Source organism: Pseudomonas nabeulensis (genome assembly GCF_004682045.1).
Taxonomy (GTDB): Bacteria; Pseudomonadota; Gammaproteobacteria; order Pseudomonadales; family Pseudomonadaceae; genus Aquipseudomonas; species Aquipseudomonas nabeulensis.
Window position 1 is genome coordinate 22,595 of sequence record NZ_QUZT01000043.1, and the last position, 12,515, is coordinate 35,109.

A 12,515-nucleotide genomic window follows, 5' to 3' on the forward strand; every position below is an offset into this window, starting at 1 on the left:
AGGTTCTTCATGTCCACGCGCACCACCTCCCCCACCGACGGCATCGACCCGATCCGCGCCGCCCATATCAGCGCGCGCATCGACCGTCTGCCTGCCGTTGCCACCGTCTGGCGCCTGGTGGCGTTGCTCTCGATCGGCGGTTTTTTTGAACTGTACGACCTGTTCCAGACCGCCTATATCAGCCCCGGCCTGATCAGCGACGGCATTTTCCACACGGGCAAGGAAGGCGTGTTCGGCTTCTCCGACCAGGCGGCGTTCGCCTCGGCAACGTTCCTGGGCCTGTTCCTCGGCGCCAGCCTGCTCAGCCCGATTGCCGACCGTTTCGGGCGGCGGGCGATCTTCACCTTTGCGCTGATCTGGTACACCGTCGCTACGATTTTGATGGGTATCCAGACGTCCGCCGTGGGCATTATCTGCATGCGCTTTTTGGTGGGCATTGGCCTGGGGATCGAGTTGGTGACCATCGACGCCTACCTCTCGGAACTGGTGCCCAAGCGCATGCGCAGTTCGGCGTTTGCCTTTGCGTTCTTTATCCAGTTCCTGTCGGTGCCGGCGGTGGCGTTGATGTCGTGGTGGTTGGTGCCGCAGGCGCCGTTCGGTGTATCCGGCTGGCGTTGGGTGGTGTTGTCGAGTGCGGTGTTTGCGCTGTTTATCTGGCAATTGCGCAAGCGTTTGCCGGAATCACCGCGTTGGCTTGCGCAAAAAGGCCGCTTCGAAGAGGCCGATGCGATCATGAATAACCTTGAGACACGCTGCCAGAAAGACCACGGCAAACCGCTGGATGAGCCGGAGCCGGAAGCCGTGAGCGTGCAAGGCAGCGGGCGTTTTGCCGATATCTGGCAACCACCGTATCGCCGTCGCGCCTTGATGCTGATCGTGTTCCATGTGTTCCAGGCCATCGGTTTCTTCGGCTTCGGCAACTGGCTGCCGGCATTGCTGTCGGGCCAGGGCGTGAGCGTGACCCATAGCCTGCTCTACGCGTTCATCATCACCCTTGCCTACCCGCTGGGACCGTTGCTGTTCGTGAAGGTGGCCAATCGCTTTGAAAACAAATGGCAGATCGTCGGCTCGGCCCTGGGCGCGATGATCTTCGGCAGCCTGTTCGCCCTGCAAACCACGGCGGTGGGCCTGGTGATCTGCGGGGTGATGATCACCTTCTGCAACGCCTGGCTGAGCTTCAGTTACCACTCGTACCAGAGCGAGCTGTTCCCCACCAATATCCGCGCACGGGCGGTGGGGTTCTGTTATTCGTTCAGCCGCTTGTCCACGGTGTTCAGCAGCCTGTTGATCGGTTTTATCCTGGAGCACCTGGGCACGCCGGGCGTGCTGGCGTTTATCGCCAGCAGCATGTTGATCGTGATGATCACCATCAGTTGGTTTGGGCCGCGTACGCGTAACCTGGCGTTGGAAAACATCGCCCATTGACGGCAACGGATGGCCGCCGGCAGGACAACCCTTGCCGTAGCGGCCACTCCATCCTCAATAAAATCAGGGCTTTTGTCCCCGGCACGCTATTTGCTCCACCTGTGGCACACGAACATTTCCACAGGTGACCGATCATGCTGGTTAACAACAACACCCAAGCCGTGACCACCGTGCAGCAGCTCAAACGCTCCGACATGGACCCGGCCAACGCCGCCGCCAGTGCGCTGTACAGCGGTGCCGTGCAAGCGGCGCAGCAAAGCGTGACCGTGCCGGCTGCGCAGAAGGAACTGGACAAGGCCGCCGACCGTATCGACGAAGCCTTCGCCAAGACCCGTGTGCAGCTGCAAGCCAGCACGACGGATGTGCCAGCCACCAGCAGCACGTCGTCGGTGCGTTCCGAGTTCACCGAATACATGAGCAAATCCCCGGCCGAACGCATCCGTGAGCAATTGCTCAAGGAACAGGGGTTGACCGAGGCGGATGTGCAGAACATGTCCCAGGAGAAGCAGGACGCTATTGCCAAGCAAGTGGCGGATCGGGTGAAGCAGCAGCAGGAACAGCAGGTAGCGGCGAAGGCTTCTGACCCGGCGCAGGCGGTGAAAGAAACCCTAGCGGCGATCTAGGCAACTCGGGGAAACAAAATGTGGGAGGGGGCAAGCCCCCTCCCACATTGGATCTTCTTTCACATTGGACCTGCGGTGTGTTTGCGATTGGTTATTGCAGTTGCAGAGTCGAGTTGAACTGGCTGATCGCATCCACCACATGCCGTGAGCCTTCCTGAATCTCCAGGATCACCTGCCCGGCCTCATTCGCCAATTCAACACCCAACCCCGTGCGGCTCAAGCTTGATTGCATGCTCGACACCGCGCTCAGCGAGAGGTCGTGGTTCTTGCGCACCACGTCCACAATCTCCACCGTCGCCTGGCTGGTCCTGGCCGCAAGGCTGCGCACTTCATCGGCCACCACCGCAAACCCACGCCCGTGCTCGCCGGCGCGTGCCGCTTCAATCGCAGCGTTGAGGGCCAGCATATTGGTTTGTTCGGCAATGCTGCGGATGGTCTGCACGATGGCACCGATAATGTCCGACTGTTTGTTTACCGCGTCGATGCTCTGCGCCGCCTGGTTCAGGTCGTGGGAAATTTCTTCGATGATGTGTACGGTCTGCTGCACCACCTCCGAGCCCTTGCGTGCGCAGGCGTCATTTTGTACCGAGGTGGCGTGGGCCGAATCGGCGGCGTTACGCAGGGTGGTGACTTGGTCAGTGATGTCGCTGGCGAACTTCACCACTTTGTACAGGCGCCCGTTGGTGTCGAAGATCGGGTTGTAGGAGGCTTCCAGGAACAGCGTCTTGCCGTATTTGTTTTTGCGCTCAAAACGGTGCGAGTGGTACTCGCCGCGATTGAGCGATGCCCAGAATGCCTTGTATGCCGGCGACTCCACCTCGTTGCGGTGGCAGAACATGCTGTGGTGCTGGCCGATGATTTCTTCGCGCGAGTACTGCACAGTGCGCAGGAAGTTGTCGTTGGCGCTGAGAATCTGGCCTTGAGGCGTAAACTCGATCACCGCCATGGAGCGGCCAATGGCGTCGATCAGGCTCTGGTTTTCATGTTCATGGTGCACACGCGCGGAAATATCCGACGCTACCTTGATCACGCTTTGCACCTGCTTGTCGCTGTCCAGCACCGGCATATAACTGGCTTCGAGCCACACTTCCTGACCGCGTTTGTTCAGACGCATGAATGTGCCACTGATGGCCTCGCCCCGAGCCAGATCGCGCCAGAGCTTGGCGTAATCGTCGGTTTTGGCATAGGCCTCATCGCAGAAGATCCGGTGATGTTTGCCACGGATCTCCTCGGCGCTGTAGCCCATGGTTTTGCAAAAGTTCTCGTTGGCGTCGAGGATCACGCCGTTGCGGTCAAACTCGATCATTGCCATGGAGCGGCTGATGGCGGCGAGTTTGGCGTTGGCTTCGGTGAGAGCACAGGAGAAACGTTCGATTTCCAGCAGGTCGGATTTGTGATGGCGGTTGAACATGGTCGGATCACCCTGGACGGTTCTGGGTGAGCATAGACAGGGCTTGACGCTATGCAAGGCCACTAGTCAGCCATTACCGCGGCTACAATAGCCGTCCTCACCTCTCACTGGCTTGAACATGCTGATCGAATTACTGGCAGAGCCGTTATGGCCGCTGCTGAACAAGTTTTACCGCAGCCACAACTCGTCGATGAAGGCGCTCAAGGGCGGGCATTTATGGGTGGCGCGCGAGGGCGAGATCGTGGCCGGGCTGTGCCTCACACCGGTTGTTGGTGGGCAATGGTTGACCGGGGTGTTTGTGGACCCGGCTTATCGCGGCCAGGGGCTGGCGGCGCAATTGGTGCTTGAGGCAGTGGCGGCGAGTGAAGGGACGGTGTGGTTGCTGTGCCACCCGGACCTGGAAGGGTTGTATCAACGCATGGGGTTTACCCAGGACACGGTATTGCCTCAGTCCCTCAGCGAACGGCTGGTGCGCTACAAGCGCAACAAGCCCATGATCGCCATGGGCTTAGATCGTTTGGTGAGGTCGACCTCGGATAATGTGTGATCGGCCCGTGGGGAGCCCGTGCTAGCCTCGGTGGCACAGTGGCCCTTTAAAGGATGATCATGAAAACGACGCTTGCAGCTCTTTCCCTTACCGCCCTTCTTGTTCCCACATTCAGCCAGGCCAGCGACGCGCCGATCAGCGCCAAGCAGTATGAGAGCGTACTTGCCGGCAGTTGGCGCGACCCGGCCAACAGCGCCCGCGATGGCTATCGTCATCCCCAGCAGACCTTGGCGTTCTTTGACCTGGGTGCCAAACAGACGGTGATCGAAATCACCCCGGGTGGCGGTTGGTACAGCGAAGTGCTGGCGCCCCTGCTCAAGGATCACGGGCATTACATCGCCGCCGTGCAGGCTGCGAGCAGCAGTGCCTATGCGAAGACGTCCGAAGAAAACCTGAAGAAGAAGTTCGCGGCGGACCCAGCGCGTTATGGCAACGCCGAGGTGGTCGAGTTCGATCCCAAGGCGCCGGTGTTTGGCAAACCCGCTTCGGCGGATGCCGTATTCACGTTTCGCAATGTGCATAACTGGGTCGCAGCGGATACCGCACCGGCTACGTTCAAAGCCTTCTACAACGTGCTGAAACCGGGTGGCGTGCTGGGTGTGGAAGATCACCGGGCCAAGGATGGGGCGGACCTTGAGGCGATCAAGGACACGGGTTACCTGACCACCGCCCAGGTGGTGAAGTTGGCGACGGATGCGGGGTTCAAGCTGGCGGGCGAGAGTGAAGTCAATGCCAACCCCAAGGACACCAAGGATTATCCGGCGGGCGTGTGGACGTTGCCGCCGACGCTGAAGTTGGGGGAGCAGGATAAAGCGAAGTATGTGGCGATTGGGGAGTCGGATCGGATGACGGTGCGGTTCATCAAACCTGGCAAATAGTTAAAGCCGATCGCGGACTCAATGTGGGAGGGGCGGTGCGACGATTCGACTTGCCCCCGATAGCGGTGTATCAGCTACAGATGTACTGGCTGACACACCGCTATCGGGGGCAAGCCCCCTCCCACATTTTGACCTCATTAGGTCTGAAGGTTAGTCGTCGGCTGTGGGGTCCATGTCGGGGAACATCACTTCGATAAACCCGAACTTGGTGAAGTCGGTAATCCGCGACGGGTACAACCGGCCGATCAGGTGGTCGCACTCATGCTGCACCACCCGCGCATGGAATCCGTCGGCAATCCGCACAATCGGCTCGCCCTTCGGATCAAAGCCCTCATAACGAATCTGCTGGTAACGGTCCACTGCCCCGCGCAATCCCGGCACGGACAGGCAGCCTTCGTAGCCTTCTTCCAATACCGGACTCAGCGGCGTGATCAGCGGGTTGATCAGGATGGTTTGTGGCACCGGCGGCGCATCAGGGTAGCGCTCGCTGGCCTCGAAACCAAAGATCACCAACTGCAAATCCACACCAACCTGCGGTGCGGCGAGGCCCACGCCGCCTACGTGTTCCATGGTCTGGAACATGTCATCGATCAGTTGCCACAGCTCGGGGCTGTCGAACATCTCGGGCGGCACCGGTGGCGCGATGCGCAGCAGGCGCTCGTCGCCCATTTTCAGGATTTCTCGGATCATCGATCAGACTTCATCGGTAGTGGGCTTGGAATGGTCTCGGCCTAGGCCGGAGACGTGCTGTTTTTCGTCTGTGTCAGTGTGTTCATCGAAATCCTTTTCCCCTGGGTCCTTGCCTTCGGCCGACATGTGTTCGATCACGGCATTCATCTCCGCACCCAGCAGCAATACGGCGGCAGAAATATAGAAGTACAGAAGCAGGACAATGATCGCACCGATACTGCCATACATGGCGTTGTAGTCGGCGAACGTCTTGACGTAGTAGCCAAAGCCGAGGGACGCGACGATCCACACCACCACCGCCAGCACCGAGCCTGGGGTGATAAAGCGGAATTTCTGCTGCACGTCGGGCATCACGTAGTACATGAGGGCCACGGCGAACATCAGCAAGATCACGATCAACGGCCAGCGCAGGATGGTCCACAGGGTGACCACGAATTCCTGCATGCCGATCTGCCCGGCCAGCCATTCCATCACTTGCGGGCCAAGTACCATCAGGGCGGCGGCGGCCAGCAACATGCCAGCGATGCCGACGGTGTAGAAGATCGACAGCGGGAAGCGCTTCCAGATCGGCCGGCCTTCCACCACGTCGTACGCGGCGTTCATCGCGCTCATCATCAGGCGTACACCGGCCGACGCCGTCCACAGGGCGATTACGATACCCACCGAAAGCAGGCCACCCTTGGATTGCTGTAACTGGTCAATCACCGGGTTGACCTGCTCCAGGGCCTGGGGCGGCAACACCAGTTCGGACTGCAAGCGCAGCCAGGTGAAGAAGTCTGGCAGGTGCAGGAAGCCAATCAGGGCAATGAGGAACAGCAAGAAGGGAAACAGTGAGAACAGCATCTGGTAGGCCAGTGCCGAGGCGTAGGTGGGCATCTCGTCATCGACGAATTCCTTGACGGTGCGCACCAGCACTTGGTGCAGCTTCAGGCCTTCTAATACCGGAAAAATCATAGCGTCTCCTTTCGCCGCAAAAAGGTCAGGTTCAGGGGCGACTCAGGGGCCGTTTTCTACATCAAGGTAGCCTATTTGGCGACCTTGAAACAATTTCGAAACTTTAATCACGGTATGTGACATAAAAACGGCCATCCGTGGATGGCCGTCTGGACTGCTGGAAAGCGGCCTTATTTGGTCGCTTTCTTTACCGCATCCTTGGTATCGCCAATGGCTTTTTCGACCTGCCCTTTCTTTTCCTGCACCACGCCTTCGGCGCGCAGTTTGTCGTTGCCGGTGACTTTGCCGATACCTTGCTTGATGTTGCCGACGGCTTCGTCTTTCAAACCTTTTGCCTTATCCGCTGTGCTGCCCATGGTATTTCTCCAGAAGAACAATCAAGGGTTTTGGTCATTACCTAGAGATTGACCCGAGGCCGTTCGGCAGAGTTTCAATTATTTCGTGTAGGCATTTCATCGCCGCTCGCAGGTTTGGCTTTATGTTTTGCGGCCAACCCACGAGAATGCCCGGCACATTCAGGCTATAACGCTGAATAACAGATCCCGTAGGAAGGTTATGAAACTTAATAAAGCACAGGCCATCGCCCGCAGAAACACCGAACTGGGCGGTGCCGTACTCGGCGTCAACAACTGCCACTTCACCGACCTGGACCGCAAGCGCAACATCTGGTGGTTCGACCTGCCGGTGGGCCGGATTGCCGTGGGCCAGTACGAGTGGATCCACCTGTTGATGCACAACGCCGAGACCGACCAGTTGCTGCACCTGAAGGTGCCAACCGCGTTCCTGCGCGAGCACATCGAAGGGTTGGTGGTGCGTAATGCGGGCAAGCGCAAGCCGGAGATCACGCTGGAGTTGAGTGCGGATAAGGATTCGTTCTTGAAGGATGTGCGCCCGGCGGGTGCAAACGTGAGCTTTGCGCATTTCGCCCTGTAGGAACGCGGTCAAAACTGTGGGAGGGGGCTTGCCCCCGATAGCTGAGTGTCAATCACTGTATCTGGTAACTGACACACCGCCATCGGGGGCAAGCCCCCTCCCACATTTGGATTGGGTTATTTTTTGAGACCGAGTTTCTTCAGCTCTTCATCCCGCAACTCACGCCGCAGGATCTTGCCCACGTTGGTGGTCGGCAACGCATCGCGAAATTCCACGGCCTTGGGCACTTTGTAGCCGGTGACGTTGGCGCGCATATGCTCCATCACCTGGTCCTTGGTCAGGGTCGCGCCCGGCTTGACCACGATAAACAGCTTGATGTGTTCCCCGGACTTTTCGTCCGGCACACCGATGGCCGCGCATTGCAGCACGCCCGGCAGGCCCGCCAGCACGTCTTCCAGCTCGTTGGGGTACACGTTGAAGCCCGAGACCAGGATCATGTCCTTCTTGCGGTCGACAATGCGCATGTAGCCGTCTGGCTGGATGATCGCGATGTCACCGGTCTTGAGCCAGCCTTCGCTGTCGAGCATTTCGTCGGTGGCGTCCTGGCGCTGCCAGTAGCCTTTCATCACCTGTGGGCCCTTCACGCACAGCTCGCCGGTTTCACCCAGCGCCAGTTCGGTGCCGTCATCGGCAATCACCTTGCACGCGGTAGACGGCACCGGAATGCCAATGGTGCCGATCTGGATATGCTGGATCGGGTTCACCGTGGCCACCGGGCTGGTCTCGGTCATGCCGTAGCCTTCGCAGATGCCACAACCGGTCACGGCCTTCCAACGTTCGGCCGCCGCCAACTGCAGGGCCATGCCGCCCGACAGGGTGACTTTAAGCGCGGAGAAGTCCAGCTTGCGGAACGCCTCGTTGTTGCACAGCGCCACGAACAAGGTGTTCAGGCCGACAAAGCCGCTGAATTTCCACTTGGACAGTTCCTTGACCATCGCCGGCAGGTCGCGCGGGTTGCTGATCAGGATGTTGTGGTTGCCGATCAGCATCATCGCCATGCAATGAAAGGTGAACGCATAGATGTGGTACAGCGGCAGCGGCGTGATCAGGATCTCGCAGCCTTCGTTGAGGTTGGAACCCATCAGCGCCTTGCATTGCAGCATGTTGGCGACGAGGTTACGGTGGGTGAGCATCGCGCCCTTGGCCACGCCGGTGGTGCCGCCGGTGTATTGCAGCACGGCCACATCGCCGCTGACCGGGTTGGCGTCGCTGACCGGTTGGCCGTGCCCCTTGGCCAGCACGTCGTTGAACTTGATCGCGTTGGGCAGGTGATACGCCGGGACCATCTTCTTCACGTACTTGATGACGCTGTTGATCAGCAGGCGCTTGAGCGGCGGCAACAGGTCGGCGACTTCGGTGACGATCACGTGCTTGACGCCGGTCTTGGGCACGACCTTTTCCGCCAGGTGCGCCATGTTGGCCAGGCAGACCAGGGCCTTGGCACCGGAGTCGTTGAATTGGTGTTCCATTTCCCGCGCGGTATACAGCGGGTTGGTGTTGACCACGATCAGCCCGGCACGGATAGCGCCGAACACCGCGACCGGGTATTGCAGGACGTTGGGCAGTTGCACGGCAATGCGGTCGCCGGGCTTCAAGTCGGTGTGCTGTTGCAGGTAGGCGGCGAAGGCGCCGGACAGTTCGTACAGCTCACCGTAGGTGATGGTCTTGCCCAGGTTGCTGAAAGCCGGTTTGTTGGCGAAGCGCTGGCAGGACTGTTTCAGTACCGCCTGAATATTTGGATACTCGTCTGGATTGATCTCTGGAGCAATCCCGGCGGGGTACTTATCCTTCCAAAAGTCTTCGTTCATGGAAGCCCACTCCTCAGCGACGTCAGCGACGCGAATTCATCATCGCATTTGATGCGATTATTATTGGTGTGTGTTTTTTAGGTGAATCTGGCGCTTTCAAGCAGGCCGAGACGTCACAAAGCGCGCCGAGAGTAGCAGCTTTGCCAAGGGCCGCCTAGAGCCAAAAGCGGGCCCCGCAGTCATAAACGCGACTGTCCTACAATATTTGGTCACACTTGAAAACAGGCTTAAATCCCCCCCTAAAAGGCTCTGGAATGGGATTTTCAGGATAATAGGGTCCAAATGTGGGAGGGGGCTTGCCCCCGATTGCGGTATCCCAGTCGATACATCTGGTGACTGTTCCACCGCCATCAGGAGCAAGCCCCCTCCCACATTTTGACCCTGTTTCACATCAAGCTATGTCGCGTAGCTCACGCCGCAAGATCTTACCCACCGGCGTCATCGGCAACGATTCGCGCAACACAATATGCTTGGGCACCTTGTACCCCGTGAAGTTGGTCTTGCAGTACGCCTTCAACTCCTCAAGGCTCACGCCTTCGGAACGCGCCACCACGAACAGCTTCACCGCCTCCCCCGTGCGCTCGTCCGGCACACCGATCACCGCGCAATTGGCCACCGCCGGGTGGGCCATGACGACGTCTTCGATTTCGTTGGGGTACACGTTGAAGCCCGACACGATAATCAGATCTTTCTTACGGTCGACGATGCGGATAAACCCATCCTCATCGATCACCGCAATGTCACCGGTCTTGAGCCAGCCTTCGGCGTCCAGGGTCTCGGCGGTCGCGACCGGCTGTTGCCAGTAACCCTTCATCACCTGCGGGCCCTTGATGCACAACTCGCCCCGCTCACCCAGAGGCAGTTCGACGCCGTGGTCGTCAATCACCTTCATCGCCGTACCCGGCACCGGAATGCCCACGGTGCCCAGCCGCGATTTATTGCCGTAAGGGTTGGTGCTGGCGACCGGCGAAGTCTCCGTCAGGCCATAACCCTCGCCAATCGCACAGCCGGTGATTTGCTCCCAACGTTCGGCGGTGGCCTTGATCAGGGCAGTGCCACCAGAATTGGTGAGCTTGAGATGAGAAAAATCCAGGGTCTTGAACTGCGGATGATCCATCAACGCCACAAACAATGTGTTGAGCCCCAGCAGCCCGGTAAACCGCCACTTTTTCAGCTCCTTGATAAAACCACCGATGTCCCGCGGGTTGGTGATCAACACGTTGTGGTTGCCGGACACCATCATGCACATGCAATTGGCGGTGAATGCATAGATGTGGTACAGCGGCAGCGGCGCGATCATCACCTCCTGCCCTTCCTTGATCAGCGGGTGGCCGTCCTCACCGGTCTGGGACATGCAGGCGCGCACCTGCTGCATGTTCGCCACCAGGTTGCCGTGGGTGAGCATCGCGCCCTTGGCCAGGCCGGTGGTGCCGCCGGTGTATTGCAACACCGCGATATCGTCCAGGCTCACCGGATGGCGAGTGATACCCTGGCCCGCGCCCATGTGCAGTGCGCGTTTAAACGAGACGGCCCGTGGCAGGTGGTAGGCCGGGACCATTTTCTTGACCTTGTCGACCACCGTGTTGACCAGCCAACCTTTGGCGGCGGGCATGAAGTCGCCCATCTTGGCTTCGATCAGGTAGTCAATCTCGGTGTCGCTGCACACTTCCTGCACCCGCGAACCGAACAGGTTCAGATAAACCAACGCGCGCACGCCGGCATCCTTGAACTGATGGCGCATCTCACGCGGGGTGTACAGCGGGTTGGTATTGACCACGATCAGCCCGGCGCGCAGGGCGCCGAACACAGCAATCGGGTAATGCAGCACGTTGGGCATCTGCACGGCGATACGGTCGCCGGGCTTGAGGTCGGTGTGCTGCTGCAAGTAACCGGCGAACGCCGCGCTTTGGCGTTCAAGCTCGGCATAGGTCAGGGTGATGCCCATGTTGCTGAAGGCAGGACGGTCGGCAAAAGCCTTGCAGGAACGCTCGAAAACTTCGATCACCGATTTGTAGGCAGAAAGGTCGATGTCATTGGGTACGCCCGCTGCGCGTTTGTCATTCCAGAAATCAGGTTGCATTATTCTTGTCCTCTTACCTGAGTGTGTCCGGCCGCATAAGAAGCGGAGCTTTGGGGACGTTAGCAGTTATGGCCAAACTGGCAAATACAGGAAAGAGCGTCATTAATTGCGTGAATCTTCCTACAAGGCCCCGCGTTGATCAGACGCTTCTCGTGGGATGAGCTATACACTGCATCGACCCCGAGCAAAGGAAGCGCCATGAACCACAGCACCTTCTGGCTGACCGCGAATGACCGCAGCCGCCTGTACATCAACCAATGGATGCCGGCGGGCCCGGCCAAGGCTCTGGTGATGCTGTCCCACGGCATGGCCGAGCACAGCGGTCGCTATGGGCGGCTGGCCGAAGCGCTGTGCGGCGCGGGCTACGGTTTGTATGCGCTGGACCAGCGTGGTCATGGCCGTACCGCCGACGAAGGGACATTGGGACTGTTTGCCGAGCACGATGGCTGGAACAAGGTGGTGGGCGACCTGGCCAGCCTTAATCAACATATCGGCCAGCAGCAGCCGGGGCTGCCGATCATTCTGCTGGGGCACAGCATGGGCAGCTATATCGCCCAGGCTTATCTGCTGCACCACAGCGCCAGCCTGAGCGGTGCGATCCTCAGCGGTTCGAACTTCCAGCCGGTGGCGCTGTACCGCGCGGCGCGGGTGATTGCACGCATCGAGCGGGCGCGCCAGGGATTGCGCGGGCGCAGTGCGCTGATCGACTTTCTGTCCTTCGGCTCATTCAACAAAGCGTTCAAGCCCAATCGCACGGCCTTCGATTGGCTCAGCCGTGACCCGGCCGAAGTGGACAAGTACATCAATGACCCACTGTGCGGCTTTCGTTGCACCAACCAGCTGTGGATCGACCTGCTGGGCGGCTTGCAGCAAATCAGCAAAGCGTCCAATCTCGCGCAGATCGATCCGGGCCTGCCGATCCTGGTGACCGGCGGCGAATGTGATCCGGTGAGTGAAGGCAAGCGTCTCACCCACCTGGCCAACGCCCTGCGCGAAGCCGGCGGCCAGCAGGTACAGTTGACGATCTACCCGCAGGCACGCCATGAAGTGTTCAATGAAACCAACCGCGACGAAGTCACCGCCGATGTGCTGACGTGGCTGGACCGGGCCCTGACCTTGCGCAGGCCCGCTCGCTGCGAATAATTCGTTTAAAATCAGCCAATTAA

The 12,515-nt window shown here is 59.3% G+C and carries 12 protein-coding genes and 1 pseudogene; 6 read left to right on the top strand and 7 right to left on the bottom strand.

Going from position 1 to position 12,515, the window contains the following annotated elements:
* Positions 1-9: 9 nt before the first annotated feature.
* Both DYL61_RS20830 and DYL61_RS20835 read left to right on the top strand, forming a co-directional pair.
* The gene (locus tag DYL61_RS20830; protein WP_135309892.1) at positions 10-1,425 is read left to right on the top strand and encodes an MFS transporter; all 1,416 of its coding nucleotides are present in this window, start codon (positions 10-12) and stop codon (positions 1,423-1,425) included.
* Positions 1,426-1,559: 134 nt separating this feature from the next.
* Positions 1,560-2,048, top strand: a complete 489-nt coding sequence (locus tag DYL61_RS20835; protein WP_135309893.1) for a hypothetical protein — start codon at positions 1,560-1,562, stop codon at positions 2,046-2,048.
* A gap of 91 nt (positions 2,049-2,139) precedes the next feature.
* Here DYL61_RS20835 and DYL61_RS31940 read toward each other — a convergent pair whose 3' ends face one another.
* Together DYL61_RS31940 and DYL61_RS31945 are read right to left on the bottom strand one after the other, a co-directional pair.
* Positions 2,140-2,709 carry a methyl-accepting chemotaxis protein gene (locus DYL61_RS31940; protein WP_420825084.1) on the bottom strand — a complete coding sequence of 190 codons (570 nt, stop codon included), beginning with the start codon at positions 2,707-2,709 and terminating at the stop codon, positions 2,140-2,142.
* Positions 2,683-3,459, bottom strand: a pseudogene (locus DYL61_RS31945) (PAS domain-containing protein); the annotation flags it as partial. The gene DYL61_RS31940 and the pseudogene DYL61_RS31945, both read right to left, overlap by 27 nt.
* Positions 3,460-3,577: 118 nt before the next feature.
* Here DYL61_RS31945 and DYL61_RS20845 point away from each other — a divergent pair.
* Together DYL61_RS20845 and DYL61_RS20850 are read left to right on the top strand one after the other, a co-directional pair.
* The gene (locus DYL61_RS20845; protein ID WP_135309895.1) at positions 3,578-4,006 is read left to right on the top strand and encodes a GNAT family N-acetyltransferase; all 429 of its coding nucleotides are present in this window, start codon (positions 3,578-3,580) and stop codon (positions 4,004-4,006) included.
* 59 nt (positions 4,007-4,065) lie between these two features.
* The gene (locus DYL61_RS20850) at positions 4,066-4,884 is read left to right on the top strand and encodes a class I SAM-dependent methyltransferase (protein ID WP_135309896.1); all 819 of its coding nucleotides are present in this window, start codon (positions 4,066-4,068) and stop codon (positions 4,882-4,884) included.
* 150 nt (positions 4,885-5,034) lie between these two features.
* On the opposite strand, the gene def is transcribed toward DYL61_RS20850, so the two are convergent.
* The 3 genes from def to DYL61_RS20865 all read right to left on the bottom strand — a co-directional run bounded on the left by def (position 5,035) and on the right by DYL61_RS20865 (position 6,884).
* A complete protein-coding gene (gene def, locus DYL61_RS20855; protein WP_135309897.1) occupies positions 5,035-5,574 on the bottom strand; it encodes a peptide deformylase in 540 nt (179 codons plus the stop codon).
* A gap of 3 nt (positions 5,575-5,577) precedes the next feature.
* Complete coding sequence (locus tag DYL61_RS20860; RefSeq protein ID WP_135309898.1) at positions 5,578-6,528, bottom strand: YihY/virulence factor BrkB family protein; 951 nt, start codon at positions 6,526-6,528, stop codon at positions 5,578-5,580.
* A gap of 170 nt (positions 6,529-6,698) precedes the next feature.
* Positions 6,699-6,884 (bottom strand): CsbD family protein, encoded by a 186-nt coding sequence (locus DYL61_RS20865; protein ID WP_016975970.1) that lies wholly within the window; start codon positions 6,882-6,884, stop codon positions 6,699-6,701.
* A gap of 199 nt (positions 6,885-7,083) precedes the next feature.
* On the opposite strand from DYL61_RS20865, the gene DYL61_RS20870 reads away from it, so the two are divergent.
* A complete protein-coding gene (locus DYL61_RS20870; protein ID WP_135309899.1) occupies positions 7,084-7,461 on the top strand; it encodes a hypothetical protein in 378 nt (125 codons plus the stop codon).
* Between the two features lie 116 nt (positions 7,462-7,577).
* On the opposite strand, the gene fadD1 is transcribed toward DYL61_RS20870, so the two are convergent.
* A complete protein-coding gene (gene fadD1 / locus DYL61_RS20875; RefSeq protein ID WP_135309900.1) occupies positions 7,578-9,269 on the bottom strand; it encodes a long-chain-fatty-acid--CoA ligase FadD1 in 1,692 nt (563 codons plus the stop codon).
* A gap of 391 nt (positions 9,270-9,660) precedes the next feature.
* Positions 9,661-11,349 (bottom strand): long-chain-fatty-acid--CoA ligase FadD2, encoded by a 1,689-nt coding sequence (gene fadD2 / locus DYL61_RS20880; RefSeq protein WP_135309901.1) that lies wholly within the window; start codon positions 11,347-11,349, stop codon positions 9,661-9,663.
* Positions 11,350-11,547: 198 nt separating this feature from the next.
* On the opposite strand from fadD2, the gene DYL61_RS20885 reads away from it, so the two are divergent.
* The gene (locus DYL61_RS20885; protein WP_135309902.1) at positions 11,548-12,492 is read left to right on the top strand and encodes an alpha/beta hydrolase; all 945 of its coding nucleotides are present in this window, start codon (positions 11,548-11,550) and stop codon (positions 12,490-12,492) included.
* Positions 12,493-12,515: the final 23 nt, after the last annotated feature.